General features: G+C 63.5%; 19 protein-coding genes. 11 read left to right on the forward strand and 8 right to left on the reverse strand.

The genetic code is table 11. The features are described 5' to 3' along the window. Positions 1-24 precede the first annotated feature (24 nt). Positions 25-669 (forward strand): methionine ABC transporter permease, encoded by a 645-nt coding sequence (locus PHO31112_RS02835; protein ID WP_150619081.1) that lies wholly within the window; start codon positions 25-27, stop codon positions 667-669. 83 nt (positions 670-752) lie between these two features. Here PHO31112_RS02835 and ggt read toward each other — a convergent pair whose 3' ends face one another. After that, positions 753-2,480 (reverse strand): gamma-glutamyltransferase, encoded by a 1,728-nt coding sequence (gene ggt / locus PHO31112_RS02840; protein ID WP_150619082.1) that lies wholly within the window; start codon positions 2,478-2,480, stop codon positions 753-755. Between the two features lie 562 nt (positions 2,481-3,042). Continuing rightward, a complete protein-coding gene (locus tag PHO31112_RS02845; RefSeq protein WP_150619083.1) occupies positions 3,043-3,702 on the reverse strand; it encodes a M24 family metallopeptidase in 660 nt (219 codons plus the stop codon). Between the two features lie 216 nt (positions 3,703-3,918). Here PHO31112_RS02845 and pdxR point away from each other — a divergent pair, with 216 nt between their 5' ends. After that, entirely contained in the window at positions 3,919-5,364 is a 1,446-nt protein-coding gene (pdxR, locus tag PHO31112_RS02850) for a MocR-like pyridoxine biosynthesis transcription factor PdxR (protein WP_150619084.1), read from the forward strand. Positions 5,365-5,383: 19 nt separating this feature from the next. Here pdxR and PHO31112_RS02855 read toward each other — a convergent pair whose 3' ends face one another. The 5 genes from PHO31112_RS02855 to cyoA all read right to left on the reverse strand — a co-directional run bounded on the left by PHO31112_RS02855 (position 5,384) and on the right by cyoA (position 10,431). Beyond that, a complete protein-coding gene (locus PHO31112_RS02855; protein ID WP_425495148.1) occupies positions 5,384-6,232 on the reverse strand; it encodes an SURF1 family protein in 849 nt (282 codons plus the stop codon). A gap of 12 nt (positions 6,233-6,244) precedes the next feature. Beyond that, entirely contained in the window at positions 6,245-6,640 is a 396-nt protein-coding gene (gene cyoD, locus PHO31112_RS02860; RefSeq protein ID WP_150619085.1) for a cytochrome o ubiquinol oxidase subunit IV, read from the reverse strand. Next, positions 6,637-7,305, reverse strand: a complete 669-nt coding sequence (cyoC, locus tag PHO31112_RS02865) for a cytochrome o ubiquinol oxidase subunit III (protein ID WP_150619086.1) — start codon at positions 7,303-7,305, stop codon at positions 6,637-6,639. Before cyoC ends, cyoD begins: the two co-directional genes overlap by 4 nt. After that, a complete protein-coding gene (cyoB, locus tag PHO31112_RS02870) occupies positions 7,298-9,289 on the reverse strand; it encodes a cytochrome o ubiquinol oxidase subunit I (RefSeq protein WP_150619087.1) in 1,992 nt (663 codons plus the stop codon). Before cyoB ends, cyoC begins: the two co-directional genes overlap by 8 nt. A 65-nt stretch (positions 9,290-9,354) precedes the next feature. Next, positions 9,355-10,431, reverse strand: a complete 1,077-nt coding sequence (gene cyoA, locus PHO31112_RS02875; RefSeq protein WP_150619088.1) for a ubiquinol oxidase subunit II — start codon at positions 10,429-10,431, stop codon at positions 9,355-9,357. Positions 10,432-10,549: 118 nt separating this feature from the next. On the opposite strand from cyoA, the gene PHO31112_RS02880 reads away from it, so the two are divergent. Beyond that, positions 10,550-11,884 carry an MFS transporter gene (locus tag PHO31112_RS02880; protein ID WP_246177637.1) on the forward strand — a complete coding sequence of 445 codons (1,335 nt, stop codon included), beginning with the start codon at positions 10,550-10,552 and terminating at the stop codon, positions 11,882-11,884. Positions 11,885-11,953: 69 nt separating this feature from the next. On the opposite strand, the gene PHO31112_RS02885 is transcribed toward PHO31112_RS02880, so the two are convergent. Beyond that, positions 11,954-12,838: a LysR substrate-binding domain-containing protein gene (locus PHO31112_RS02885; RefSeq protein WP_150619090.1), complete on the reverse strand. Its 885-nt coding sequence runs from the start codon at positions 12,836-12,838 to the stop codon at positions 11,954-11,956. A 150-nt stretch (positions 12,839-12,988) separates the two neighbouring features. On the opposite strand from PHO31112_RS02885, the gene PHO31112_RS02890 reads away from it, so the two are divergent. From PHO31112_RS02890 to PHO31112_RS02925, 8 genes are all read left to right on the forward strand, one after another. Beyond that, entirely contained in the window at positions 12,989-14,014 is a 1,026-nt protein-coding gene (locus PHO31112_RS02890; protein ID WP_217427004.1) for an ABC transporter ATP-binding protein, read from the forward strand. Beyond that, a complete protein-coding gene (locus PHO31112_RS02895) occupies positions 14,011-15,105 on the forward strand; it encodes an ABC transporter ATP-binding protein (RefSeq protein ID WP_150619091.1) in 1,095 nt (364 codons plus the stop codon). Before PHO31112_RS02890 ends, PHO31112_RS02895 begins: the two co-directional genes overlap by 4 nt. Before the next feature lie 41 nt (positions 15,106-15,146). Beyond that, positions 15,147-16,649 carry an ABC transporter substrate-binding protein gene (locus PHO31112_RS02900; protein WP_150619092.1) on the forward strand — a complete coding sequence of 501 codons (1,503 nt, stop codon included), beginning with the start codon at positions 15,147-15,149 and terminating at the stop codon, positions 16,647-16,649. Between the two features lie 33 nt (positions 16,650-16,682). Continuing rightward, positions 16,683-17,627, forward strand: coding sequence for an ABC transporter permease (locus PHO31112_RS02905; protein ID WP_150619093.1), 945 nt, complete (start codon positions 16,683-16,685; stop codon positions 17,625-17,627). Positions 17,628-17,640: 13 nt separating this feature from the next. Then, entirely contained in the window at positions 17,641-18,564 is a 924-nt protein-coding gene (locus tag PHO31112_RS02910) for an ABC transporter permease (RefSeq protein ID WP_150619094.1), read from the forward strand. Positions 18,565-18,649: 85 nt separating this feature from the next. Continuing rightward, positions 18,650-20,287 (forward strand): gamma-glutamyltransferase family protein, encoded by a 1,638-nt coding sequence (locus PHO31112_RS02915; protein ID WP_150619095.1) that lies wholly within the window; start codon positions 18,650-18,652, stop codon positions 20,285-20,287. A 318-nt stretch (positions 20,288-20,605) separates the two neighbouring features. Next, positions 20,606-23,029, forward strand: a complete 2,424-nt coding sequence (locus PHO31112_RS02920; RefSeq protein WP_150619096.1) for an MCP four helix bundle domain-containing protein — start codon at positions 20,606-20,608, stop codon at positions 23,027-23,029. Positions 23,030-23,136: 107 nt separating this feature from the next. Continuing rightward, the gene (locus PHO31112_RS02925) at positions 23,137-23,865 is read left to right on the forward strand and encodes a methyl-accepting chemotaxis protein (protein WP_150619097.1); all 729 of its coding nucleotides are present in this window, start codon (positions 23,137-23,139) and stop codon (positions 23,863-23,865) included. Position 23,866 lies beyond the last annotated feature (1 nt).

Consider the following 23,866-nt stretch of genomic DNA (forward strand, 5'->3'; position numbering starts at 1 on the left):
CCCTCTGAATTTCCCGGAAAGCCCATGATCGATAAATATCTGCGCGCGCTTGGCGAAACCTTGTTGATGGTGACCAGTGCGTGCGCCATCGTCTTCGCGATAGGGATGTTGCTGGCCGTGGTGCTGGTCGTCACCGCACCGGGCGGTCTGGCGCCGCGACCGCGGCTGAACCGGGGGCTGTCTGTCGTCGTGAACCTGTTTCGCGCCATACCGTTCATCATTCTGTTGGTCGCATTGCTGCCCGTCACGCGCTGGATCGTCGGCACGACGATGGGGACATGGGCGGCCGTGGTGCCGCTGGCCGTGCACCTGATTCCGTTCTTTGCTCGCGTGACGCAGGTGGGTCTGCGCGAAATCGAGCAGGGGCTGATCGAGGCGGCGCGTGCGATGGGCTGCCGCCGCTGGCATATCGTGCGGCATGTGTTGCTGCCCGAGGCACTGCCCGCGATTCTGGGCGGCGCGACGGTGACGGTCATTGCGATGGTCGGCGCGTCGGCGATGGCCGGTGCCGTCGGTGCGGGCGGTTTGGGCGATCTGGCGGTACGCTACGGCTACGAGCGCTACGAGACGAGCGTCATGTTCAATGTGATCGCCATTCTTGTCGCACTCGTCACGCTCGTACAGTTCGCCGGCGAGCGGCTGGCGCGTCGCGTCGATCACCGTCGCTGAGGGCTTCGCAAAAAAAAATGGGGCCGCGCGAGCGGCCCCATCGGCTGACCGGGACCCGGACTCCGTCCGGATCACGTCATGCTTCAATACCCGAGTGCGAGACCCGTATTGCGGCGCGGATCGTTCGAACCGTAGTAACGGTTCTTGCCGATCGGCTTGCCGCCGAGCGACGGCGCGCCGACGAGAATGGCGGCGATGTGGTTCGCCGGTTGCGGACCGGCAAACTTCTGACCCCAGCTCTCGAGGATCTTCTGTGTGTCCGGGCTCAGCGCGAACCGCTCGATGTTGGTGGCTTCCGGCATCCACTGCTGGTGGAAGCGCGGTGCATCGACGGCTTCCTGCAGATTCATGCCGTAGTCGATGACGTTGAGCATCGTCAGCAGCGTTGCCGTGATGATGCGGCTGCCACCCGGCGTACCCACGACCATGACCGGTTTGCCATCCTTCGTGACAATAGTCGGGCTCATCGACGACAGCGGACGACGGCCCGGACCGATGGCGTTCGCTTCACCCTGAATCAGACCATACAGGTTCGGCACGCCCACCTTGGCGGTGAAGTCGTCCATTTCATCGTTGAGCAGCACACCGGTGCCGTTGGCCATGACCTTCGCGCCGAACCAATCGTTGAGCGTGTAGGTGACCGACACGGCGTTGCCGTCGCGGTCGATGATCGAGTAGTGCGTGGTGTTGCTGCCTTCATGCGGCGGCACGCCCGGCTTGATCTCTTGCGAGATACCGGCCTTCTGCGGGTTGATGGCCGCGCGAATCTTGGCGGCGTAGTTCTTGTCGAGCAACTGCGCGATCGGGTTCTTTATGAAGTCCGGGTCGCCCAGATAGCTGTTGCGGTCGACGTACGCATGACGCATCGCCTCGATGGTGTACTGCACCCCCTGTGCCGAGTGGTAACCCAATTCCTTCATCGGGTAGCCTTCGAGGATGTTCATGATCTCGCAGATCACAACGCCGCCCGAGCTGGGGGGCGGGGCCGACACCACGTGATAGCCGCGATAGTCGCACTCGACGGGCGCCAGTTCGCGCGTCTTGTATTGATCGAGGTCCGCTTGCGTGATGATGCCGCCGCCCGCCTTCACCGACGCCACGAGTTTGCTGGCGACTTCACCCTTGTAGAAGCCGTCGGTGCCCTTGGCGCTGATCAGCTTGAGCGTGCGTGCGAGATCCTTCTGCACCAGGCGCTCGCCCGGCTGGAACGGCTGCCCCTTGTTCAGGAAGATGGCGCCGGAGTTGGCTCGGTCCTTCTCGAAATCCTTGGTCGACGTCCACAGCATGTCGACATCGCCCTGATCGAGCACGAAGCCCTTGTCCGCTAGCGTGACGGCCGGTGCGAGCAGTTGCTGACGCGTCTTCGTGCCGTACTTCTCGCGCGCGTACTCCATGCCCGACACGGTGCCCGGCACGCCCACGGCCAGATAGCCGGTGGTGGAGGCCCCCTTGATGACGTTGCCGTCCTTGTCGAGATACATGTTCGCCGTCGCGGCGAGCGGGGCCTTCTCGCGGAAGTCGAGGAAGGTCTTGCGGCCGTCGGCGAGCTGGATCGTCATGAAGCCGCCGCCGCCGATGTTGCCTGCGGCTGGATACACCACGGCGAGGGCATAACCCACGGCAACGGCGGCGTCGATGGCGTTACCGCCAGCCTTGAGCACGTCTACGCCGACTTTCGACGCGAGGTGCTGGGCCGTGACGACCATCCCGTTCTCGGCACCGACCGGTGCTTGCGAGGCTGCGTGAGCGTTGAATAGCGCACAGCCCAGGGCTGTCGCCAGAAGCGCTTTGGTGAGAGTTGGGTTTTTCATCGTCCTTCTATGGTTTTTGTCTGAGCGGGATAAATGGAACTTCCACTGCACCGGCGACGGACGCACGACCGGCAGTTCGCCCGCGCACAGTGCCTGAGGCCGGCGCTGTTCCGGGGCGACGTCTCCGCTGCCATATGACTGACGTGCGTAAAAGTTCCGTCGACTATCGAACGTTAACGCATAACGGGTAATTGGGGAAAGATGTGCCAAAAGTCCGGGTGGCGGGCCACAACGCGATATCGGGTGGCTCTGGACATTTCGCCAGAATGTGCTCGCGCCTTCACCGGCAAGCGTTTGTCGATATTTAGGGTCGGATGTGGACGAGGGATTGTCCGTCGAAATCGGGCGAATCGCGAGGCGCAAAGCGGCGAAAAGATTAGATTCCCCCCCCCGATGCTGTTGCGCTGTCACCACGTCGTCATGGTCTTGGCGTCAGCGCAATGAGGCGTCTTTGCACTCTTACGCCCCTATGCCCTTATGCCCTTTTACGCGGGATGGCAGTGGAGTTGGATCGAAGGCGGCGCCGAGCGGCAACCTGGTGCGATGCCGCTCGCGGGGCGAATCAGACCAGCAAGTCCTCATAGAACGCGCCGAACGCACGCGTCGGGTGCGCGATCTGGATCTCCAGAATCCACAGGCCCCCGCTGGGGGTGTCGGTCAGGTCGGCCAGTTTGCCTGCCTTGTAGATGGCGTGAGGGAAGTCGCTCACGCGGTGGCCTTTGATGTCGAGGTTGAGCACCCAGCCCATCGCCTCGGCTTGCTGCTTCGCGAACTCATACAGGGCCTGGCCGCTCACGCCGTGGGTGCGCCAGTGATCCTGCACGATGCCGAACAGGCGCTTCGCGTCGTCGGCACAGCGTTGCATCTCGGGGTCGGTGCCGGTCGTGCGCGTAAAGCCGCAATCGCCCTCGTGTGCACCGAATACCACGCCGATGTCGACGAAGTAGATGTCGTCTTTGCCGAGCACCGGATCGTCGTCGCTGCGCTCACTGAACGTGCGCAAGGTGTTCTTGCCGAAGCGAATCAGTACCGGATGCCAGATGCGATCCATGCCGAGCGTGTCGAGCAGCGCCTTGCTCGCGGCAATGGCTTCCGATTCGCGCATGCCGGGCCTGATGATCGCGGCGATCTTCTCGGTCGCTTCCCACGTAAGAGCCTGAGCGTGTTGCATGGCGGCGGCGCTGAACTTCGCCCCGACCGCTTCTCTTTGTGCCAACTCCATCGAATCTCTCCACTGATCTTCATGACTTTGAGGGACCACTTGTCGCGTTGCAGTCTGCGGCACAAGCGTCACGGCGATAAGAATACGGTCTGACTTGTATAATTCGAAGCGCCAATTATTGCATTGTTGATTGGGCCACTTTGGGTTTGCCGTGTGGCGTCACATGCCTTTGCGAGCCCTTTTCCATCCCTGCGCCCCCTCCACATATCCACTGCCATGCGCCGACGACACCTCAGCCAATCGCTCGAATTGCCGCTTGCGGGCCGTCACGAGAAGGAGACGCGTCAGGCTTGGGTCTACCGCTGTGTGCGAGAACGCATCGTGGCGGGCGAGCTGCGGCGAGGCGACAGGTTGCCGTCCACGCGCACGCTGGCGGAGCGATGGGGAGTGTCGCGTGGCATCGTTACGCTGGCTTTCGAGCAATTGACGCTCGAGGGCTATGTGGCGAGCCGCGTCGGCGCGGGCACGGAGGTCGTGGCGGATTTGACTACGGCGGCGACGTCATCTCGCGCCATGCCGGCCGCTGGGACGCCGATCGTGCCGTTACCCGAAAACGCCGCGTCGATTGCGCTCAAGACGGGCCGTTCGGTCGATGCCGCGTTGTTCTCTCTGTCTACGTGGCGCAAACACATGAACCGCGCGCTGCGCGCCGTCACCCCGGAGTTGCTGACGGACACCGATCCTCGCGGCTATTTGCCGCTGCGAGAGAGTATCGCGCGATATGTGCGCATGACACGCGGCATTGCTTGCGACGCCGCCGAGATTGTCGTGACGACTGGCATCCGCCATGCGATCGATCTCGTCACCGACGTGCTGGCGGACGACAACACGGCGTTCTATCTCGAAGACCCCGGATACAAGAATCTGGCGTCGCTGCTCAAAGTGCCGCCGCAGCGCTGCGTGAGCGTGCCGGTCGACGACGAAGGCTTTGTCGTGGCGGCCGCAGATCGTGCGGGGGCGGCTCGCCCGGGCATCGCCTACGTCACGCCCGCGCATCAGGCGCCGCTGGGTACCACCATGTCGATCAACCGGCGTATGCAACTGCTCGAATGGGCGGCGGCGCGCGACGTGTGGATCGTCGAGGATGACTACGACAGCGAGTTCAGCTACGGCAGCGCGCCATTGCCGGCGCTCAAGGCCATCGATACCCACGCCCGCGTGATTCATTGCAGCAGCTTCAACAAGTCGCTGTTCCCGTCGCTGCGCATCGGTTATCTGCTGGCACCTCCGGCGTTGCTCACCCGCATTGCCGCGCTTCGCTCGGCATCGGGGCGGGCCAACAGTCTCGTCGAGCAGATGGCATTGGCGAGCTATATCGATGCCGGCGATTTCGCGCGGCATTTGCGTGCTTCGCGCAGCGTCTATCTGCGCCGCCGCAATCTACTACTCGATGCGCTTCGCGCACGGATGACGACGCCCTGCCGCATTACCGGCGAGCATGCAGGCTTTCACTTCTTGCTTTGGTTGCCCCTGCACGTCGACGAGGCGGCGCTTGTTGCGACGCTGCGTGGGCAGGGCGTATTCGTGGAAGGACTGGCGGAGTTCACCCGGTCGCAGGTTATCGCCCCGGGACTGGTGCTTGGCTACGCCGCGCTGGACGACGCACGGCTGCCGGCGATTGCGACGCGGATCGCCGACGCCATTGCGGCGGCGGCCGCGTGAGTCCGCGTCGTTCCGGGTTTTACTCGGCGCGCTTGCGCAGTTCGAGCCGGATGACGAACCCGCCGGCCACCGCCGACATGAGGGCCAGCGCGTACCACGTCAGCAGATAGCTCATGTGGTTGTTCGGGAACTGCACGACGGTGAGTCCGCCCACAGGGTAGTCGCGTGCGGGGGCCTTGCCGGTGACGGCTTCGGCGTCGCCCCGGACGGCGTTGGCGCCAGCATCCGCACCCGGCTTGCCGTCGGCGTCGATGAAGTACGGCGCCACATCAGTTGCCGTCAGGCCGCGAGCGGCGGCAATGCCGGCGACGTCGCGCGAATACCAGAGGTTGTCCGCCGGTGCGTTCTTGCGCAGGAAGCCGCCGCCCGGCTCGGGCATGCGCAACAGACCTGTGACGGTGACTTCGCCCGCCGGGGCGGGCGGCACGGCTTCTTGCCAGCCGGGCGGCACGAAGCCTCGGTTGACGAGCACTTCGCCGCCGTCAGGCGTGCGCAGCGGCGTGAGCACCCAATACCCGCCACCCAGATCGGTGACGGCTTGCACGAGCGTGTCTTTGTCGAACTGATACGCGCCGGTGAGCGAGACGTGACGATATTCGTCGTCGGCCGCGTTGACGGCGGCCCACTGCGAACGCACCGGGGCTGGGGCAGGCGGTGCATGCACGCGGGAATTGACGCGCTCGATCAGATCGAGCTTCCAGGCGCGGCGCTGGAGTTGCCAGGTGCCGAGGGAGGCGAACACGGAGATCAATACCAGCGTGATGACGCCGAGGACGACCAGCCGAAGGGGAGAGGGACGGGCGGGCGCGCCGGAAGCGCGCGGGGGACGCTGTGCGCCCCCCGAATCATGAAGTCGATTGCTGCTCAAGGGAAATGCCGTTCAAGGAAGGTTTTTCGTATCCTGCATCATACCCGGCATCATGTTCTGGTTCAGGTGATACATCACCCATAGCGAGCCCGACAGCGTGATTACCACCAGCACGATCGTGAAGATCAGCGACAACAGGTTCCAGCCGCCTTCGGACTTCCCGTTCATGTGCAGGAAGTAGATCATGTGCACGACGATCTGTATCGCGCCCAGAAACAGAATCATGATGGCGGTGGTGCTCGATTTTTCGAACACACCGCCCATCACGAACCAGAACGGAATGGCGGTAAGCACGACCGAGAGGATGAAGCCGGTCGTATAGCCGCGCAAGGTACTGTGCGGTCCCTCATCGTCATGTTCGTGGTCGTGATCGTCGGCATCGTGCAACGTCGAGTCGTGGGTGCTCACGGCAACGCTCCCATCAGATAGACAAACGTGAAGACGCCGATCCACACGACGTCGAGAAAGTGCCAGAACATCGACAGGCACATCAGACGGCGGCGGTTGGGCGCCGTGAGGCCGTGCTTGCCGACCTGCGCCATCAGGGTGATGAGCCAGATGATGCCGAACGTGACGTGCAGCCCGTGCGTGCTCACCAGCGCGAAGAACGAGGACAGGAACGCGCTGCGCCACGGTCCGGCGCCCTCGTGAATGAAGGTCGCGAATTCATACAGTTCCAGCGAGAGAAACGCGGCGCCGAGCACGCCGGTGACGGCCAGCCAGCCGAGCACGGCGCTTTGGTGGCGCTTCTGCATCTCAAGCATCGCGAAACCGTAGGTGATCGACGAGAGCAGCAGGAAAGTCGTATTCACCGCCACGAGCGGCAGCTCGAACAGCTCCGCGCCGGTCGGCCCGCCCGCGTAGTTGCGCCCGAGCACGCCATACGCCGCAAACAGACAGGCGAAGACGAGACAGTCGCTCATCAGATAAACCCAGAAGCCGAGCAAGGTCCCACCCGGCGGGTGGTAGTCGCTCGTCATCATGAACTTCAACTCGCCGTCGCGCGGCGGGCTTGGGGCTTGGGCTCCGAGCGGGGCGCCCCCTGGCGGGAAGGTAGCGGTCGTGTCAGACATTCTGGGCGAGCAGTCGCGTGCGCGATGCCTCCGTGTGTTCGACCTGATCGGCCGGGATGTAGTACTCGCGGTGATAGTTGAACGTATGACCGATCGCGACCGCCAGCAGCGCCACGAACGCGACGATCACCACCAGCCACATGTGCCAGATGAGCCCAAAGCCGCAGACCGTCGAGAGCCCCGCGAGGACGATGCCCGCGCCTGTGTTCTTCGGCATGTGAATCGGGATGAAACCGGTCTCTGGACGCTTGAAGCCGTGCTGCTTCATCTGCCACCAGGCGTCGTTGTCATGAACGATCGGCGTGAAGGCGAAGTTGTAGGCCGGCGGCGGCGAGGACGTCGACCACTCCAGCGTGCGGCCATTCCACGGGTCGCCCGTGTTGTCGCGCAGTTGCTCGCGGCGCATGAAGCTCACCACGAGCTGGATGATGAAGCAGCCGATACCGATGGCGATGAGCAGGGCGCCCACGGCAGCGGTCTGGAACCAGATTTGCAGCGACATATCGTCGAAGTGGCTCACGCGGCGCGTCACGCCCATCAGACCGAGCAGATACAGTGGCATGAAGGCGACGTAGAAGCCGATGAACCAGAACCAGAACGAGCACTTGCCCCAGAACGGATCGAGACGATAACCGAAGGCCTTCGGAAACCAGTAGGTGATCGCGGCCATGACCCCGAAGATCACGCCGCCGATGATCACATTGTGGAAGTGCGCAATCAGAAACAGGCCGTTATGCAGCGAGAAGTCCGCCGGCGGTACGGCGAGCAGCACGCCGGTCATGCCGCCGATGACGAACGTCACCATGAAGCCGACCGTCCAGAGCATCGGCACCTCGAAGTGGATACGCCCGCGATACATGGTGAACAGCCAGTTGAATATCTTCGCCCCGGTCGGTATCGAAATGATCATCGTGGTGATACCGAAGAACGAATTCACACTGGCGCCAGAGCCCATCGTGAAGAAGTGGTGCAGCCATACGAGGTACGACAGCACGGTAATCACGACCGTCGCATAGACCATCGACGCGTAGCCGAACAGCCGCTTGCCGGAGAATGTGGCGACAACTTCGGAGAACACGCCGAACACCGGCAGCACGAGAATGTAGACCTCGGGGTGGCCCCAGATCCAGATCAGGTTCACGTACATCATGGCGTTGCCGCCGAGATCGTTCGTGAAGAAGTTGGTGCCCGCGTAGCGATCCAGCGCCAGCAGCACGAGCACGGCGGTCAGCACCGGGAACGCGGCCACGATCAGCACGTTCGTGCACAGCGAGGTCCATGTGAAGACCGGCATGCGCATCATCGACATGCCCGGCGCGCGCATCTTCACAATGGTGACGAGCAGGTTGATCCCCGAGAGCAGGGTGCCGATCCCGGCGATCTGGAGTGCCCAAATGTAGTAATCGACCCCGACGTCCGGACTCTGCAGCACGCCTGACAAGGGCGGATACGCCAGCCAGCCGGTGCGGGCGAATTCGCCGACGAACAGCGACATCATCACGAGCACGGCACCGCTCGTCGTCATCCAGAAGCTGAAATTGTTGAGAAACGGAAATGCTACGTCGCGTGCGCCGATTTGCAGCGGCACCACGAAGTTCATGAGGCCGGTCACGAGCGGCATCGCCACGAAGAAGATCATGATCACGCCGTGCGCGGTGAAGATCTGATCGTAGTGATGCGGTGGCAGATACCCCATGTTGTCGCCGAACGAGACCGCCTGTTGCAGACGCATCATCGCGGCGTCGGCAAAGCCGCGCAGCAACATGACGATGCCGAGGATCACGTACATGACGCCGATCTTCTTGTGATCGATGCTCGTGAACCACTCGCGCCACAGATAGCCCCACAGTTTGAAGTACGTGATGGCGCCTAGTACGGCAATGCCGCCGATCGCCACGCCCGCAAACGTCGCGAGCAGGATCGGTTCGTGGTACGGGATCGCCTCGAGCGTGAGGCGGCCGAAGATCAGCTTGACGATGTCCATAAGCGAGAGCCTGGAATCATTCGCGCGCGAGGCGCATCATTGTCGGGGGTTGCGCGCGGTGTGCGTCACTGCGTGAGCCCCTCACCAGGGGCGCGCCGCACGCCGGAAGCGAACTGCACGGTGTTCTTCGCCGTGCACATTGCATCGGCAAGCAATGCATCGGTTCTGCCTGCGGGCGCTCGGCTCGCGTGCTGGTGATTGGGCTGATCCATCATGTCCTTCAGACAAGGCTGCCCAGGTTGCACGCAGCGGTTCAGAATCGCATCGTAGAGATTGGGCGCCACGTCGCCGTAGTAATGCACGGGTACCCATTCGCTCGGCTTCTCGAGCGCCGCGTACTTGTCGTGCGTGAGGTTGTCGCCCTTTGTCTTGACCTGCTGCACCCACGCATCGAAATCGTCTGCCGAGAGGCCGTGGAACTTGAAGCGCATGCCCGAGAAGCCTGCGCCGCTGTAGTTCGCTGAGAAACCGTCATAAATGCCGGGCTTGTTGATGATGGCGTGGAGCTTCGTCTCCATGCCTGGCATCGCATAGATCTGACCCGCCAGTGCGGGCACGAAGAACGAGTTCATCATCGTGGTCGACGTGATCTCGAAGCGGAGCGGCCGGTCCACCGGCGCCGCCAGTTCGTTGACGGTCGCAATGCCTTGATCGGGATAGAAGAACAGCCACTTCCAGTCCATCGCGACCACTTGCACCGTGAGCGCTCGCGTATCGGGCGGGAGATCGCGTTTGGCGTCGATGCGCTCAAGCGGGCGGTACGGATCGAGCTTGTGCGTGCTCACCCAGGTGAGCGCCCCGAGCGCGATGATAATCAGCAGCGGCGCGGCCCAGATGAGCAGTTCGAGCAGCGTCGAGTGATCCCATTCGGGGGTGTAGACCGCGTTTTTGTTCGAGGCGCGGTAGCGCCACGCAAAGAGCAATGTCAGCACGATCACCGGAACGATGATCAGCAACATCAAGACGGTGGAGACGATGATGATGTCCCGCTGCCTTACCGCGAGATCGCCCGAAGGCGACATCAAGACGGTATTGCATCCGGACAGCAACGCGGCGGCGGGGAGTAAAAGTGCCCCGCGAAGGAACTTGGGGGAAGTCATGCTGCGATCGATGGAACCGTAGCCTTGGACCGGGTCCATCATGGACTCCCCACCCTGATGCAGCAATTGAGGGTAAACCCTATAGCGTCGATTCGCGATACCTGCGATGCTTTTCTGGCACGAGTGTCATGGTCATCCCGATCCGCAAGGGGGTCCGATAATGTCAAGCAGTGCTCATCAACCGCCGACGCCGCCGGGCGTTACCGTCGCGACGACGGCGCACGATCACGGGAGCAAGTCCCGCATTGCGCCGGAGGAAATCGCGGTCGGGGTGGTCGTCGGCCGCACCTCCGAGTACTTCGACTTCTTTGTGTTCGGCATCGCCGCCGTGCTTGTCTTTCCCCACGTTTTCTTTCCATTTGCCGACGGTCTGCGCGGCCTGTTGTACGCGTTCACGATCTTCTCCTTCGCGTTTATCTCACGTCCCTTCGGCACCGCGCTGTTCATGACCGTGCAGCGCCGCTGGGGACGCAGTGTGAAGCTCACCGCGGCGCTGTTCGTGCTCGGCACGGCGACCGCCGGCATGGCGTTTCTGCCGGGCTATTCGGTGTTGGGCGAGCGCTCTATCTGGCTGCTCGCCTTCTTCCGTCTGGTGCAGGGCATCGGCTTTGGCGGCTCGTGGGACGGCTTGCCGTCGCTGCTCGCCATGAACGCCCCGCCGCAGCGGCGCGGGTGGTATTCGATGATGGGGCAGTTGGGCGCGCCGATTGGCTTCATCATCGCGGCGGGGCTGTTCCTGTTCCTGCACTGGAGCCTCGAGTCCGACGACTTCCTCTCGTGGGGCTGGCGTTATCCGTTCTATGTCGCTTTCGCCGTGAACGTGGTGGCGCTGTTCGCGCGGCTGCGTCTGGTGGTGACGCACGAATACACGGAGATGCTGGAAGAGGGTCAGCTGGAGCCGATCAGCACGCGGGAGATGGTGCGCTCGCAGGGCTATAACATTTTTCTCGGTGCATTTGCGGCGCTGGCCAGCTATGCGCTCTTTCACCTGGTGACGGTATTTCCGCTGTCGTGGATTGCCTTGCAAAACACGCAGGATCTGAACAGCGTGTTGATTGTGCAGCTATGCGGTGCGGCGATCGCCATCGTGTGCACGGTCATTTCCGGACGCATTGCCGACCGCATCGGCCGGCGCACCACGCTGGGCCTGTTCGCCATCTTCATCGGGGTGTTCGCCCTCTTTGCGCCATTCCTGATGGGCGGTGGCTCGACACGGCAGGACATCTTCATTCTGGTCGGCTTCGCGCTGCTCGGGTTGTCGTACGGGCAGGCGGCCGGGACGGTGACCTCGAACTTCGAGCAACGCTTCCGCTACACGGGGGCGGCGCTGACAACCGACTTCGCGTGGCTGTTCGGTGCGGCGTTCGCGCCGCTCGTGGCGCTGGGATTGTCGGCCGAGTTCGGGCTGATCGCCGTGAGTGCCTATTTGCTCTCGGGCACGGTCTGCACGTTGCTGGCGTTGCGCATCAACAAAGCCTTCGAGACACGCGACTGACACTGCGCGTCACATAGTTTCTGCCGACGGCGCGACGAGTTCGCGCCGTTTTTGCGTTCAGAGGGGAATTCACACGTCTTGCAGCATGCCGGCGATGGCGGCCGTGATGTTGTGCGTGCGCGAATCGTGTTCGCGATGAATCATCCCGACCATGCGCAGCAAAGGTGGCTGTGCAATCGGAACGATGCGCAACAGCGGGTCGGATTGCCAGTCGCCGCGATGCAGCAGCGGCAGAACGGACACACCGACGTTCTTGCGCACGAGTGCGGCAATCGTCTCGATGGAGTTCAGCTCGAGGTACTCGGACACACCGAGCTTTGCCGCGCGCAACGCCTGCTCGACCACCATGCCGGTGCGAACGCGCCGGTCGAAGCGCAAAAACGCGTGTTCGTCGAGAATGCGCTGCGGGTCGGTCTCGCGGGGTTCCGTCTCGATCACGTCGCGATTCACAATCATGACCATCGGCTCGGCGTAAAGCGGCGTCCATACCAGTCCATCGGCACGGGCATCGTCGGCGCGTGCGACCACGGCGGCGATATCGACTTCGCCTTGTTCGACGAGTTCGGTGAGTTCGTCCGAGCGTGCCGACGTGAGCCGCACGTCAAGCCGGGGGTGTGCCGTCTTCAGATCTGCGACCACGAGCGACAACGCGCCGATGACCGACACCACTGCGCCGATGGTGACCGGGCCTTGCATGGCATCGATGGGGGTAGCGGTCAGTTCGGCCGTAAGTGCCAGAATCTGCTCCACCCTGGGAAACAGGTCGCGCCCCTGACGCGTGAGCGTGATCTGCCGCCCGCGTCGATCGAACAACCGCTGGCCGATGGCGTCTTCGAGCCCACGCATTTGCAGGCTGACCGCAGCCTGGGTCAGCGCGGCACGCTCGGCCGCCGCCGCGAACGACCCGGTTTGCGCCACCAGCCGGAACGTCTTCAACATCCGCAATGTCAGCATTTGGTAGTTAAGAATAATTTAAGCATGAAAAAGAAATATTAATATTTCCTTTGGTCGCGTGGGAGACATAATCGTGTCATGCACATCCCTCATGACCGGTTTGCCGGCACGCAGGGCAAGAAGACCGACCCACACAACGCGCCCATGACCATGCCCGCAGACGCTGGGCCGGTGCTCGATGTCACCGGACTATCGCTGAAATTTTCCAAGGCGTCCGACGCGCCCAACCTGATCGACGGCGTCTCGTTCGCCGTGCATCCCGGCAAGACGCTGTGCATCGTCGGCGAATCGGGATGCGGCAAGAGCGTGACGTCGCTCGCGCTCATGGGGTTGTTGCCGAGCCCGCCGGCCAATGTCGTGGCGGGCCGGGCGATGTTCGAAAGCCGGGATCTGCTGGCGCTGGGTGAGCGGGAGTTTGCCGATCTGCGCGGCAATCGGCTTGCGATGATCTTTCAAGAGCCGATGACCTCGCTGAATCCGGCGTTCACCATCGGTCATCAGATCGAAGAAGGCATTCGCCGCCACCGGGGGCTGGACCGGCGCGCCGCGCGTGCCGAGGCGCTCGACATGCTCAAGCGGGTGCGCATTCCCGCGCCCGAGACGCGGCTCGACAACTATCCGCACGAGCTCTCCGGCGGCATGCGCCAGCGCGTGATGATCGCGATGGCGCTGGCCAATCGACCCGCGCTGCTCATCGCGGACGAGCCGACCACGGCGCTCGACGTGACGATTCAGGCGCAGGTGCTCTCGCTGATTCAGACGTTGCAGCGAGAAACCGGTACCGCAGTTGTCCTCATTACGCACGATCTGGGCGTGGTGGCGGAAGTCGCCGACGACGTGGCCGTGATGTATGCGGGGCGCATCGTCGAATATGGCACCGTCGATGAGATTTTCGACGACCCTCAGCATCCTTATACCATCGGTCTGATGGGGGCGATTCCGTCGATCGGCAAGCGCGAAGGCACGCTCGCCACCATTCGCGGCACCGTGCCGTCGCCGGAGCGCATGCCCGCCGGCTGCCGTTTTGCGCCGCGTTGCCCGTTCGCCGAAGCCCGCTGCGCACGCGAGGCGCCTGTGCAGCGCACGCTGTCCGGCGCGCATCGCGTTGCCTGTTGGCTTGCGCCAGTCGAAGCGCTGACACCTCCCGCCGCGCCGATGGAAGAGGTTGCCGTATGAACGTCCCATCCCCATCCCCGCTGCTCGAAGCGCGCGACCTGACCAAGCACTTCGGCGGACATCGCGTCGGTTTTTCCCGTGCGCCCACGGTGTATGCCGTGGGCGGCGTCTCGTTTGCCGTACAGGCGGGCGAGACCTTCGCCATCGTGGGCGAATCCGGATGTGGCAAATCCACCCTGGGACGGCTGCTGCTGCGCCTGCTCGACGCCACGCGCGGCGAAGTGCGCTATCAGGGCGAAGACATCATGACGCTGGGCACCGGGGCGATGCGTCGTCTGCGGCGCGAATTGCAGATCATCTTCCAAGACCCGTTCGCGTCGCTCAATCCGAGCATGACGGTGGGCGGACTGATTGGCGAACCCATCGCCCTGCATGGGCTCGCGCGCGGGCGAGCCCGCGACGAACGCGTGGCTGAGCTGTTGCGCACCGTTGGTCTGCAACCTGACTATGCGCAGCGCTTTCCGCACGAATTCTCCGGCGGACAGCGTCAGCGCATCGGCATCGCCCGCGCGTTGGCCGGGGAGCCGCGAGTGATCGTTGGCGACGAGCCGGTCTCGGCGCTGGACGTCTCCGTGCAGGCGCAGGTCATCAATCTGCTGGAGCGCCTCAAGCACGACTTCGGCCTGACGCTCATCATGGTTGCCCACGATCTGGCGGTGATTCGTCACATGAGCGACCGCGTGGCCGTGATGTATCTCGGCGAGATTGTCGAACTGGCGAGCACCGACGCGCTGTTCGACAATCCGCTGCACCCCTACACGCAGGCGCTTCTGCAAGCGATTCCGGCGAGCCGCCCGCGCCTGCGACGCGAACGTGCGCCGCTGGGCGGCGAACTGCCGAGCCCGACCGCGCCGCCGCCCGGTTGCCGTTTCCACCCGCGGTGCCCGCATGCAAAGCCGGCGTGCCGTGAGCAACGGCCGATCGACGAAGTGCTGCCCGACGGGCGGCAGGTGGCCTGCCATTTCTGGCGCGAGATTCAGAACGCCGGTGCGAGCCCCGCGCGCGCGGCGGCACCCAGCGAGAAGCTGGGGGAGCGTCTCGCGCTGTATCGCGCCCGACAGGCACAGGCGGACATTGCGATCGTCGGCTAACCCTCATTTCACCATTCCATCACCCACAAGGGATCTCACGCATGCGCAACGTTTTGCTCGATCTTGCTCTGGCGGCGTCTTTGACAGCCGGTGCGGCCTCTGCGATGGCGCAGTCGACCCTTCGCATCGGTTTGCAGGAGGACATCGGTTCGCTCGATCCCGCTCGCAGTTCGCAGGTCGTCGATCGCATGGTGCTGCGCTCACTGTGCAGCTCGCTGGTCGATATCAGCACCGATCTGAAGTTCGTGCCGATGCTCGCCACGTCGTGGAGCGTCAGCGCCGACGGGAAGACATGGACGTTCAAGCTGCGTCAGGGCGTGAAATTCCACGACGACGAGCCGTTCAACGCGCGTGCCGTCAAGGCCAACCTCGACCGCGCCCGCAGCCTGCCGGCCAGCAATCGCAAGAGCGAACTGTCCTCCATCGATCGTGTCGACGCCGTCGACGACACGACGGTCAACATCGTGCTCAAGGCGCCCGATTCCGCGCTGCTCGCCACGCTGTCCGACCGTGCGGGCATGATGCTCGCGCCCAAGACGCTAGCCGACGACGCCGCCGTGCAGGCTCGCCCCGTGTGCTCCGGGCCGTACAAGTTCGTGCAACGTGTGCAGAACGATCGCGTGGTGCTGGAGAAATTCGCGGGCTTCTGGGATGCCGACAAGTATCCGACACAGAAGGTCATCTTCCTGCCGATTCCCGACACGACCGTGCGATTGGCCAATGTGCGTTCGGGCTCGCTCGATATGCTCGAACGCCTCTCGCCGTCCGATGTGAAGTCGGTCAGGCGCGATGCCAACCTGAACTTCATCTCTATCGATGGGCTGGGTTATTACGGCCTCACGTTCAACGTGGCGGCGAACGCGCCGAAGGCGTTGCGTGACAAGCGCGTGCGTCAGGCGTTCGATCTGGCGATCGATCGCGACGCCATCAACCAGGTCATCGGCGGCGGCATCTTCACGCCGGCTAATCAGGCGCTGCCGCGTTCGGGCCAGTACTACGATACGTCGATCAAGACGACCCGGCGCGATGTGGCCAAGGCGAAGGCACTGCTCAAGTCTGCGGGCTTCGAGAAGGTCGACGTGACGCTGAGCTTCGGCAATAACACGGTGTCCAATCAGATGGCGCAGATGTTGCAGGCGATGCTCGCCGAGGCGGGCATTACGCTGAAACTGCGTCCGATGGACTACGCGGCGGCGCTCGACGCGGCCCACCGCGGCGACTTCGACGTGCTCTATAACGGCTGGTCGGGACGCGTCGACCCCGACGGCAATCTGCATCAGTTCGTCACCTGTAAAGGCAACCTGAACTACGGCCAGTACTGCAATGCCGACGTCGACAAACTGCTGAACGAGGCGCGCGTGAAGTCGAGCGTGGCCGAGCGCAAGCCACTCTACGATGCCGCGAACAAGATCCTGATCGACGAGAATCCCATCCTCTATCTGTACGTGCAGCCGTGGCCGTATGTGCTTAGCAAGAAGGTGCAAGGGTTCGTCGCCTATCCCGACGGACTGATTCGCCTGCGCGGCGTGAGCGTGAAGGGATAAGCGGGATAACCGGGATAAGGAGAAGGAGCCGCCATGCTGCGCCTCGTCGTTCATCGTGCGCTGGTTGCGATCCCCACGCTCATCATCGTGTCGATGATGATCTTCGGGCTTCAGAAGATGTTGCCCGGCGATCCCGTGCTCGCGATGGCCGGCGAGGACCAGAACCCGCAGGTCATCGCGGCACTGCGCGAGAAGTATCACCTCGACAAGCCGTTGCCCACGCAGTACGCGCTATGGATCGGCGATGTACTGCATGGCAATCTCGGCACTTCATTACGCACGGGCGAGCCGGTGACGACACTCATCGCGCAGAAGCTGCCCGTCACGCTGCAACTGGCGATGTTCGGTCTGGTGATCGCCATCGGGATCGGCATTCCGCTAGGCATTCTGTCGGCCGCCAATCGAGGCAAGGCGGTCGATTACGGCGCGAACGTGCTGGCGTTGTCGGGCATGTCGATCCCGAACTTCTGGCTCGGCATTCTGCTGATCTTTCTCGTCTCGGTGCGCTGGCAGTTGTTGCCGTCCTCGGGCTATGTGCCGCCGGGCGAAGACCTGTGGATGAGCTTCAAGACGATGGTGATGCCCGCGTTCGTGCTCGGGGCGGCGCTGGGCGCGCAATTGATGCGCCACACGCGCAGCGCCATGCTCGGTGTGCTGCGCACCGACTACATTCGTACGGCGCGCGCCAAGGGCCTGCTGCGCGGCACCGTCGTGCTCAAGCACGCGCTGCGTAATGCCTTGATTCCCATCGTGACGGTGCTCGCGCTCCTCTTCGGCGAGTTGCTCGCCGGTGCCGTGCTCACCGAGCAAGTCTTCACGATTCCGGGCTTCGGCAAGCTGATCGTCGACGCCGTGTTCAACCGCGACTACGCGGTGGTGCAGGGCGTCGTGCTGGTGACGGCGGCTGGCTTCATCGTGCTGAACCTGCTGGCCGACGTGCTTTACGTCCTGCTCAACCCGCGCCTGCGTCGCGCCTGAGACCTTTCCGAACATGGCCGCATTGCCAACGACTTCTTCTGCATCGCCGACCCCCGAAGGGAGCCGTCCCGTCGCGGCCGCAGCCGGCGCCGAACGTTTGCCGCGACGCCGGCATCGCGGGTTGCGCAAGTTCGCGCGTAACCGGGCGGCGGTCGCGGGCGCCGTCATCGTGGCGTTCGCGGTGATCGTCGCGATCTTCGCGCCGTGGCTGTCGCCTTACGATCCGATTGCCACGAGCTTCATGACCGTGCGGCAGGCGCCAAGTGCGCTGCACTGGTTTGGTACCGACGAGCTGGGCCGCGACGTGCTCGCCCGCATGATCTTCGGTGCGCGCGCGTCGCTGGCGGCGGGCGTGGTGTCGGTGGGCATTGCGGTAATTATCGGTGTGCCGCTGGGCTTGCTCGCGGGGTACTTCGGCCGTTGGGTCGACGCCGTTGTCTCCCGACTGGCCGACGCGCTGCTGTCCATCCCGTTCCTGATTCTGGCGATTGCGATGGCGGCGTTCCTGGGCGCGAGCCTCACGAACGCGATGATCGCCATCGGCGTCTCCGCGATGCCGCGTTTCGTGCGGCTCGCACGGGCGCAGGCGCTCACCGTCAAGGCGGAAGAGTATGTGGAAGGGGCACGCGCCATTGGCCTCACCGACACGCGCATCATCGTGCGCTACGTCCTGCCGAACGTGCTGCCGCCGATCATCGTGCAAGCGAGCCTGACAGTGGCCACCGCCATCATCGCCGAGGCAAGCCTGTCGTTTCTGGGGCTGGGGCAATTGCCGCCTTTGCCGTCGTGGGGCTCGATGCTCAACACGGCAAAGGACTTTGTCGAGCAGGCGCCCTGGATGTCCATTTTTCCCGGTATCGCCATCTTTCTGACGGTACTCGGCTTCAACCTGCTGGGCGACGGCTTGCGCGACGCGCTCGATCCGCGCGAGCAATAGCACGACGAGAGACGCGATACTCGACGGCATCGCCACCTGACAGGCCCATTCCAACCATTCGAGACAAAGGTCAACAGCGAGTCCCATGACGCAATTCAATTGGCAGAATCCGTACCCGACACCGCGCCTGCCGGTGTTCGCCCGAAATATCGTGTCGACGTCGCACCCGCTTGCCGCACAAGCCGGTCTGCGCATTCTTTGGCAGGGCGGCAATGCCGTCGACGCCGCGATTGCCGCCGCCGCATGCATGACGGTCGTCGAGCCGGTGTCCAATGGCCTCGGCGGCGACTGTTTCGCGCTGATCTGGGACGGCAAGGAACTGCACGGCCTGAACGCCTCGGGCGTCGCACCGGCCGCGTGGAACGTCGACTATTTCCGTAAAAAGTACGGCGAGCAGCATGGCATCGCCAAGCAGCCGATGCGCGGTGTCGACACCACGACCGTGCCCGGCGTGATCGCCGGCTGGGAGGCGCTGCACGCCAAGTTCGGCAAGCTGCCGTTTGCCGATCTCATGGCGCCGGCCATCGAGATCGCCGAGCGCGGGCACGCCGTGGCGCACATCGTCGCGCGCAAATGGGCGGCGGCGGTGCCGGAGTTGAAAGACTTTCCGGGCTACGCGCAGACGTTCATGCCGAATGGCCGCGCACCAGCGACGAGCGAGATGATCCGCATGCCGGGCCATGCGCGCACATTGCGCGCGCTCGCCGAGCACGGACCACGCGCCTATTACGAAGGCGAGATTGCGCAGCGAATCGCCGCATGGTCGGCGCAGCATGGCGGTGCGATGACGACCGACGATCTGCGCAACTACCGCGCGGACTGGGTCAAACCCATCGAGAAGGACTATCGCGGCTACACCGTGCATGAGATTCCGCCGAACGGGCAGGGCATCGCAGCACTCATGGCACTGGGCATTCTCGAGAAGTTCGACGTGTCGCGTCTGGCCGTCGACCGGGTGCATTCGCAGCACTTGCAGATCGAAGCGATGAAGCTCGCCTTTGCCGATCTCTACAAATACGTTGCCGATCCGCGTTCCATGGAAGTCACGCCCGAGCAGATGCTCGACGACGCCTATCTCACCGCGCGTGCCAAGCTCATCGACCCTGAGCGCGCATCGCATTTCGACTTCGGCATGCCGAAGTCCGGCGGCACGATCTATCTCGCAGCGGCCGACGAGCAGGGCATGATGGTGAGCTTCATCCAGTCGAACTACATGGGCTTCGGCTCCGGCGTCGTGGTGCCCGACCTGGGCATCGCGCTGCAAAATCGCGGCTGCGGTTTCTCGATGGACCCGAAGTCGGCCAACGTGGTCGAGGGCGGCAAGCGTCCGTTTCATACGATCATCCCGGCGTTCCTCACGCAGAAGGTCGACGGCAAGCACGAGGCCGTGATGAGCTTCGGCGTGATGGGTGGCGACATGCAGCCGCAAGGCCATCTGCAATCGATCGTGCGGATGATCGACTACGGCCAGCAGCCGCAGGCGGCGTGCGACGCACCGCGCTGGAAGGTCAATCGCGACTTCACCGTCGATATCGAATCGACGCTCGACCGCGAAACGGTGGCCGGGCTGGTGGCGATGGGCCATCGGCTGAAGTCCGTCGACGACCCGTACATGGACTTCGGCTCGGGCCAGTACATCTGGCGTCTGGACCGAAACGATCCGGAGCGCGGCTATGTCGCCGCCAGCGATAGCCGTCGCGACGGTCTGGCCGCAGGCTTCTGAGCCAAGCGTGGTCTGAACAGCGCCGGTAGCGCGGTGTGCCTTGCACCGTGCCACCGGCGCTGTTCTCGTTTCTAGGGGACGTTATGCGGACCGGCGCGAGGCATGCGGCGATGTTTGTGCGCACTCACTCATCTCGGATTCCTACAAGGCGTTGCCGCATCGAGGATACGTGAAGCTTCTGTTGATTCATCGAATCGTCACGATTCACCCGCAATAATCACGTCGCACGAGGAATCTACAAACTAATTCGGCGGCCGATCTACTGCGTCAATTCACGCGTGGCACCGGGCACCGGTGCGACCCCGGGGAAACGATGCAATGACGATCCGTCATCGAATAACGCTATTGGTGATCCTGACGTTTGTGGCGCTCTCGATCATTGGCGGCTACGCGGTCTATCAGACTCGCGCCAGCGCTCATAAGGTGCGGCAGGTTACGGAAGGCGTAGTGCCGAGCGCGCTGGCTTCCGCCGATCTCGTCTCGCAGGTCAAGGCGGTGCAGATCGCCACCATGACGCTGGTCTACGCGCCGGACGACACCGTCGTCGAGCAGGCGCTCGACAATCTCAAGAAGCTGCACGGCGAAATCGACCAGTCGCTTGCCCGTCAGGCGCAAGGCGCTGCGAGCGACGCCCAGAAGGGGTTGGTGACGCAAGCCCGCGAGAGTGTCGAGAACTACTTCAACGCGATCAACGACACCGCCAAGCTCAAGCAGGCGGGCAAGACCGAGATGGCGCAGGCGTTTCTCTTCGCGATGGTCGCGCAGTATCGCGACGAACTCGAAGGCGTGGTCAACACGCTTCGTGTCGAGAAGAACCGTCAGAAAGACTCGGCCATCGCCACGCTCAACGACACGCTCTCGACCACCACCACGGCCATCGCGCTTGTGACCGGGTTGGCGATCGTGTTGCTCACGGCCATCGGTGCATTGCTGTATCGCCAGATCACGCGTCCGCTCTCGCGCATGCAGGCCATGATGAGCGAGATCGCAAGCAGCCAGGACTTCACCCGCCGCGTGCCGGTCGGCCGTATGGATGAAATCGGGCATTCGATCGTCGCGTTCAACGGCATGATCGAGAAGATTCAGGAGCGCTCCGCGCAACTCAAGCAGAAGACGGCCGACATTCAGGCAATGTTGCAAAACATGCAGCAGGGCATTTTGACGGTCGTCGACGGCTCGAAGGTTCATGGGGAGTACTCGGCTTACCTCGAGGCGATCTTCGAGACGCAGGACATCGCCGGGCGCCCCGTCATGGAACTGGTCTTCGGCGAGAGCGATCTGGGTTCGGACGCGCTCTCGCAGGTCGAAGCGGCCGTCGACGCCTGCATCGGGCAGGACGCCATCAACTTTGCCTTCAACGAACACCTGCTGGTGGGCGAGATCGGTAAGCGCATGCCCGACGGCCGCGTCAAGCAACTCGATCTGACGTGGTCGGCGATCACCGACGAGAGCGACACGATCCTGCGTCTGATGTTGTGTGTGCGCGATGTGACGGAGCTGCGCGAACTCGCCGCCGAGGCGAACGAGCAGAAGCAGCGGCTGGAGATGATCGGCGAGATTCTGGCGGTGAGTCAGGAGAAGTTCCACCATTTCATCGAAAGCTCGACCGGCTTCATTCGCGAGAATGAACGCATCATCCGCAAGCACTCGCAAGCCGACAGTGCGGCCATTGCGGAGCTGTTCCGCAATATGCATACCATCAAGGGCAACGCGCGCACTTACAACCTGCAATATCTGACGAACGTCGTACACGAGACCGAGCAGCGCTATCACGATCTGCGCCAGCCCGACGTCGCTCGCCTGTGGGATCAGGACGGTCTGATGCGCGAGCTCGAACGCGTGCGTGAAGCGGTCGACACCTACGCCCAGATCAACGAAATGAGTCTTGGCCGCAAGGGCCCGGGCAGAGCCGCCGACGAACAGTCGATGGTGGTCGATCGCGCACACATTCGGGCCAGCCTGCGCATGCTCGAAGCGGCCGATCCGAACGATCCGCTGCAACTTGTCGCCATGCGCGATGCCGTGCACCAGACGCTACGTCTGCTGGGCACCGAAGGCGTGGGCGAAGCGCTGGGCGGTGTGCTGGATTCGTTGCCGTCGCTCGCGGCCGAACTCGGCAAGCCGGCTCCGGCGGTGCGAATCGACGACAACGGCTACCGCCTGCGCTCACCCGCCGTGCGGATTCTGCGCGACGTGTTCATGCACTTGCTGCGCAATTCGATGGATCACGGGCTGGAGAGTGCGGACGAGCGTCGTGCGAAGGGCAAGCCGCCGGCGGGCACCATCGACATCGAAGTCGGCCTGGACCACAACATGCTGCAAGTCACGCTCACCGACGACGGTCGCGGACTGGCGCTGCAGCGTATCCGCAACATCGCCGTTCAACGCGGCTGGATTACCGCCGAGACCTATGTGACGGACGAGCAGATTGCCCAGTTCATCTTCCGTCCGGGCTTCTCGACGGCAGCGCAAGTCACCGAAGTGTCGGGGCGCGGGGTGGGCATGGATGCCGTGCAGGACTTCGTGCGCCGCGAACATGGCCGTATCGAACTGCGCTTCACCGACGAGCGCAAGGGCGCCGAATTCCGTCAGTTCCAGACGGTGGTGTGTCTGCCCGACAACCTGGTGGTCGATGGCTTCGACCTGAACAGTGTGGCGGCCGATGCCGTGGACCTGCCGGCCATCGATGCTGGCGAGCGATCGGCCTCGCGCGATGGTCTGTCGCAAGCCGACAAGGTTTGAGGCACCGCCACATCGTTGGCGCCGTTGGCACAGTAAGCACGATGGGCAGGGCGGCGCAGGCCTGACGGGTCTGCCGCCGCCGTGCCGCTTTCGGAGACGAATGGCGTATGGAAGCAGTGGAATGGCTGTTGGCAGGGGCGCTTGCCGGCGTGATCGGTGCGGGTGCGGCGGCGTTTGTCGCGCATCGCTGGCGCATGGCGCGGGCCACCGCGCATTGGCGCGCGCTGACCAAGACGCACGACGAAGCGTTGGCGCAGGCACTGGAGCGTGAGCGTCTGGCCGTGACAAGCCAGGAGGAAGGCGCCCAGGCGCACGACGAGGCGCTCGCCGCGCTGCAGGCAAGTCTGACGCAGGCGGAGTTGGATTTGCAGACGGCACGCAAGTCGGAGGCGGCTGTGCTCGAGGCGAAGGGCCTCTGGCAGGCCGAGGCGCAACGCATTGCCGCAGAGGCGGCGCGCCTGCGCGGTCTGGCGGCGACGTTCGAGCGCTGGCACGAGCAGATGATCTCGCTCATGACGCAGAACCAGGACATGCACGCGAAGAACCACGAACTGGCGTCGATTGTCCGGCATGTGCTGATCGTGTCGCTGAACGCGTCCATCGAAGCGGCGCGTGCGGGCTCGGCAGGGCGCGGCTTTGGCATCGTTGCCGGCGAAGTGCGCTCGCTTGCTACGCGCTCGGAGGAGCTTTCGAAGAGCTACCGTGACAGCCTGCACCGTAACGACGTGACGACCACCGCGACGTTTCAGGACATTCAGGCGGGCGGCAAGATGATTGCGGCCTCGCTCTCGAGCGTCGAATCGCTGGCCCAGCAGTTGCATTCCCGTCTTCACTAAG

Source organism: Pandoraea horticolens, from assembly GCF_902459555.1.
Classification (GTDB): Bacteria; Pseudomonadota; Gammaproteobacteria; order Burkholderiales; family Burkholderiaceae; genus Pandoraea; species Pandoraea horticolens.

Excerpts from the sequence above, each read along its gene's own strand:
- PHO31112_RS02835 (WP_150619081.1), top strand. The coding sequence starts at position 25 with ATGATCGATAAATATCTGCGCGCGCTTGGCGAAACCTTGTTGATGGTG.
- ggt (WP_150619082.1), bottom strand. The coding sequence starts at position 2,480 with ATGAAAAACCCAACTCTCACCAAAGCGCTTCTGGCGACAGCCCTGGGC.
- PHO31112_RS02845 (WP_150619083.1), bottom strand. The coding sequence starts at position 3,702 with ATGGAGTTGGCACAAAGAGAAGCGGTCGGGGCGAAGTTCAGCGCCGCC.
- pdxR (WP_150619084.1), top strand. The coding sequence starts at position 3,919 with ATGCGCCGACGACACCTCAGCCAATCGCTCGAATTGCCGCTTGCGGGC.
- cyoC (WP_150619086.1), bottom strand. The coding sequence starts at position 7,305 with ATGTCTGACACGACCGCTACCTTCCCGCCAGGGGGCGCCCCGCTCGGA.
- cyoB (WP_150619087.1), bottom strand. The coding sequence starts at position 9,289 with ATGGACATCGTCAAGCTGATCTTCGGCCGCCTCACGCTCGAGGCGATC.
- cyoA (WP_150619088.1), bottom strand. The coding sequence starts at position 10,431 with ATGATGGACCCGGTCCAAGGCTACGGTTCCATCGATCGCAGCATGACT.
- PHO31112_RS02880 (WP_246177637.1), top strand. The coding sequence starts at position 10,550 with ATGTCAAGCAGTGCTCATCAACCGCCGACGCCGCCGGGCGTTACCGTC.
- PHO31112_RS02885 (WP_150619090.1), bottom strand. The coding sequence starts at position 12,838 with ATGCTGACATTGCGGATGTTGAAGACGTTCCGGCTGGTGGCGCAAACC.
- PHO31112_RS02890 (WP_217427004.1), top strand. The coding sequence starts at position 12,989 with ATGCCCGCAGACGCTGGGCCGGTGCTCGATGTCACCGGACTATCGCTG.
- PHO31112_RS02895 (WP_150619091.1), top strand. The coding sequence starts at position 14,011 with ATGAACGTCCCATCCCCATCCCCGCTGCTCGAAGCGCGCGACCTGACC.
- PHO31112_RS02900 (WP_150619092.1), top strand. The coding sequence starts at position 15,147 with ATGCGCAACGTTTTGCTCGATCTTGCTCTGGCGGCGTCTTTGACAGCC.
- PHO31112_RS02905 (WP_150619093.1), top strand. The coding sequence starts at position 16,683 with ATGCTGCGCCTCGTCGTTCATCGTGCGCTGGTTGCGATCCCCACGCTC.
- PHO31112_RS02910 (WP_150619094.1), top strand. The coding sequence starts at position 17,641 with ATGGCCGCATTGCCAACGACTTCTTCTGCATCGCCGACCCCCGAAGGG.
- PHO31112_RS02915 (WP_150619095.1), top strand. The coding sequence starts at position 18,650 with ATGACGCAATTCAATTGGCAGAATCCGTACCCGACACCGCGCCTGCCG.
- PHO31112_RS02920 (WP_150619096.1), top strand. The coding sequence starts at position 20,606 with ATGACGATCCGTCATCGAATAACGCTATTGGTGATCCTGACGTTTGTG.
- PHO31112_RS02925 (WP_150619097.1), top strand. The coding sequence starts at position 23,137 with ATGGAAGCAGTGGAATGGCTGTTGGCAGGGGCGCTTGCCGGCGTGATC.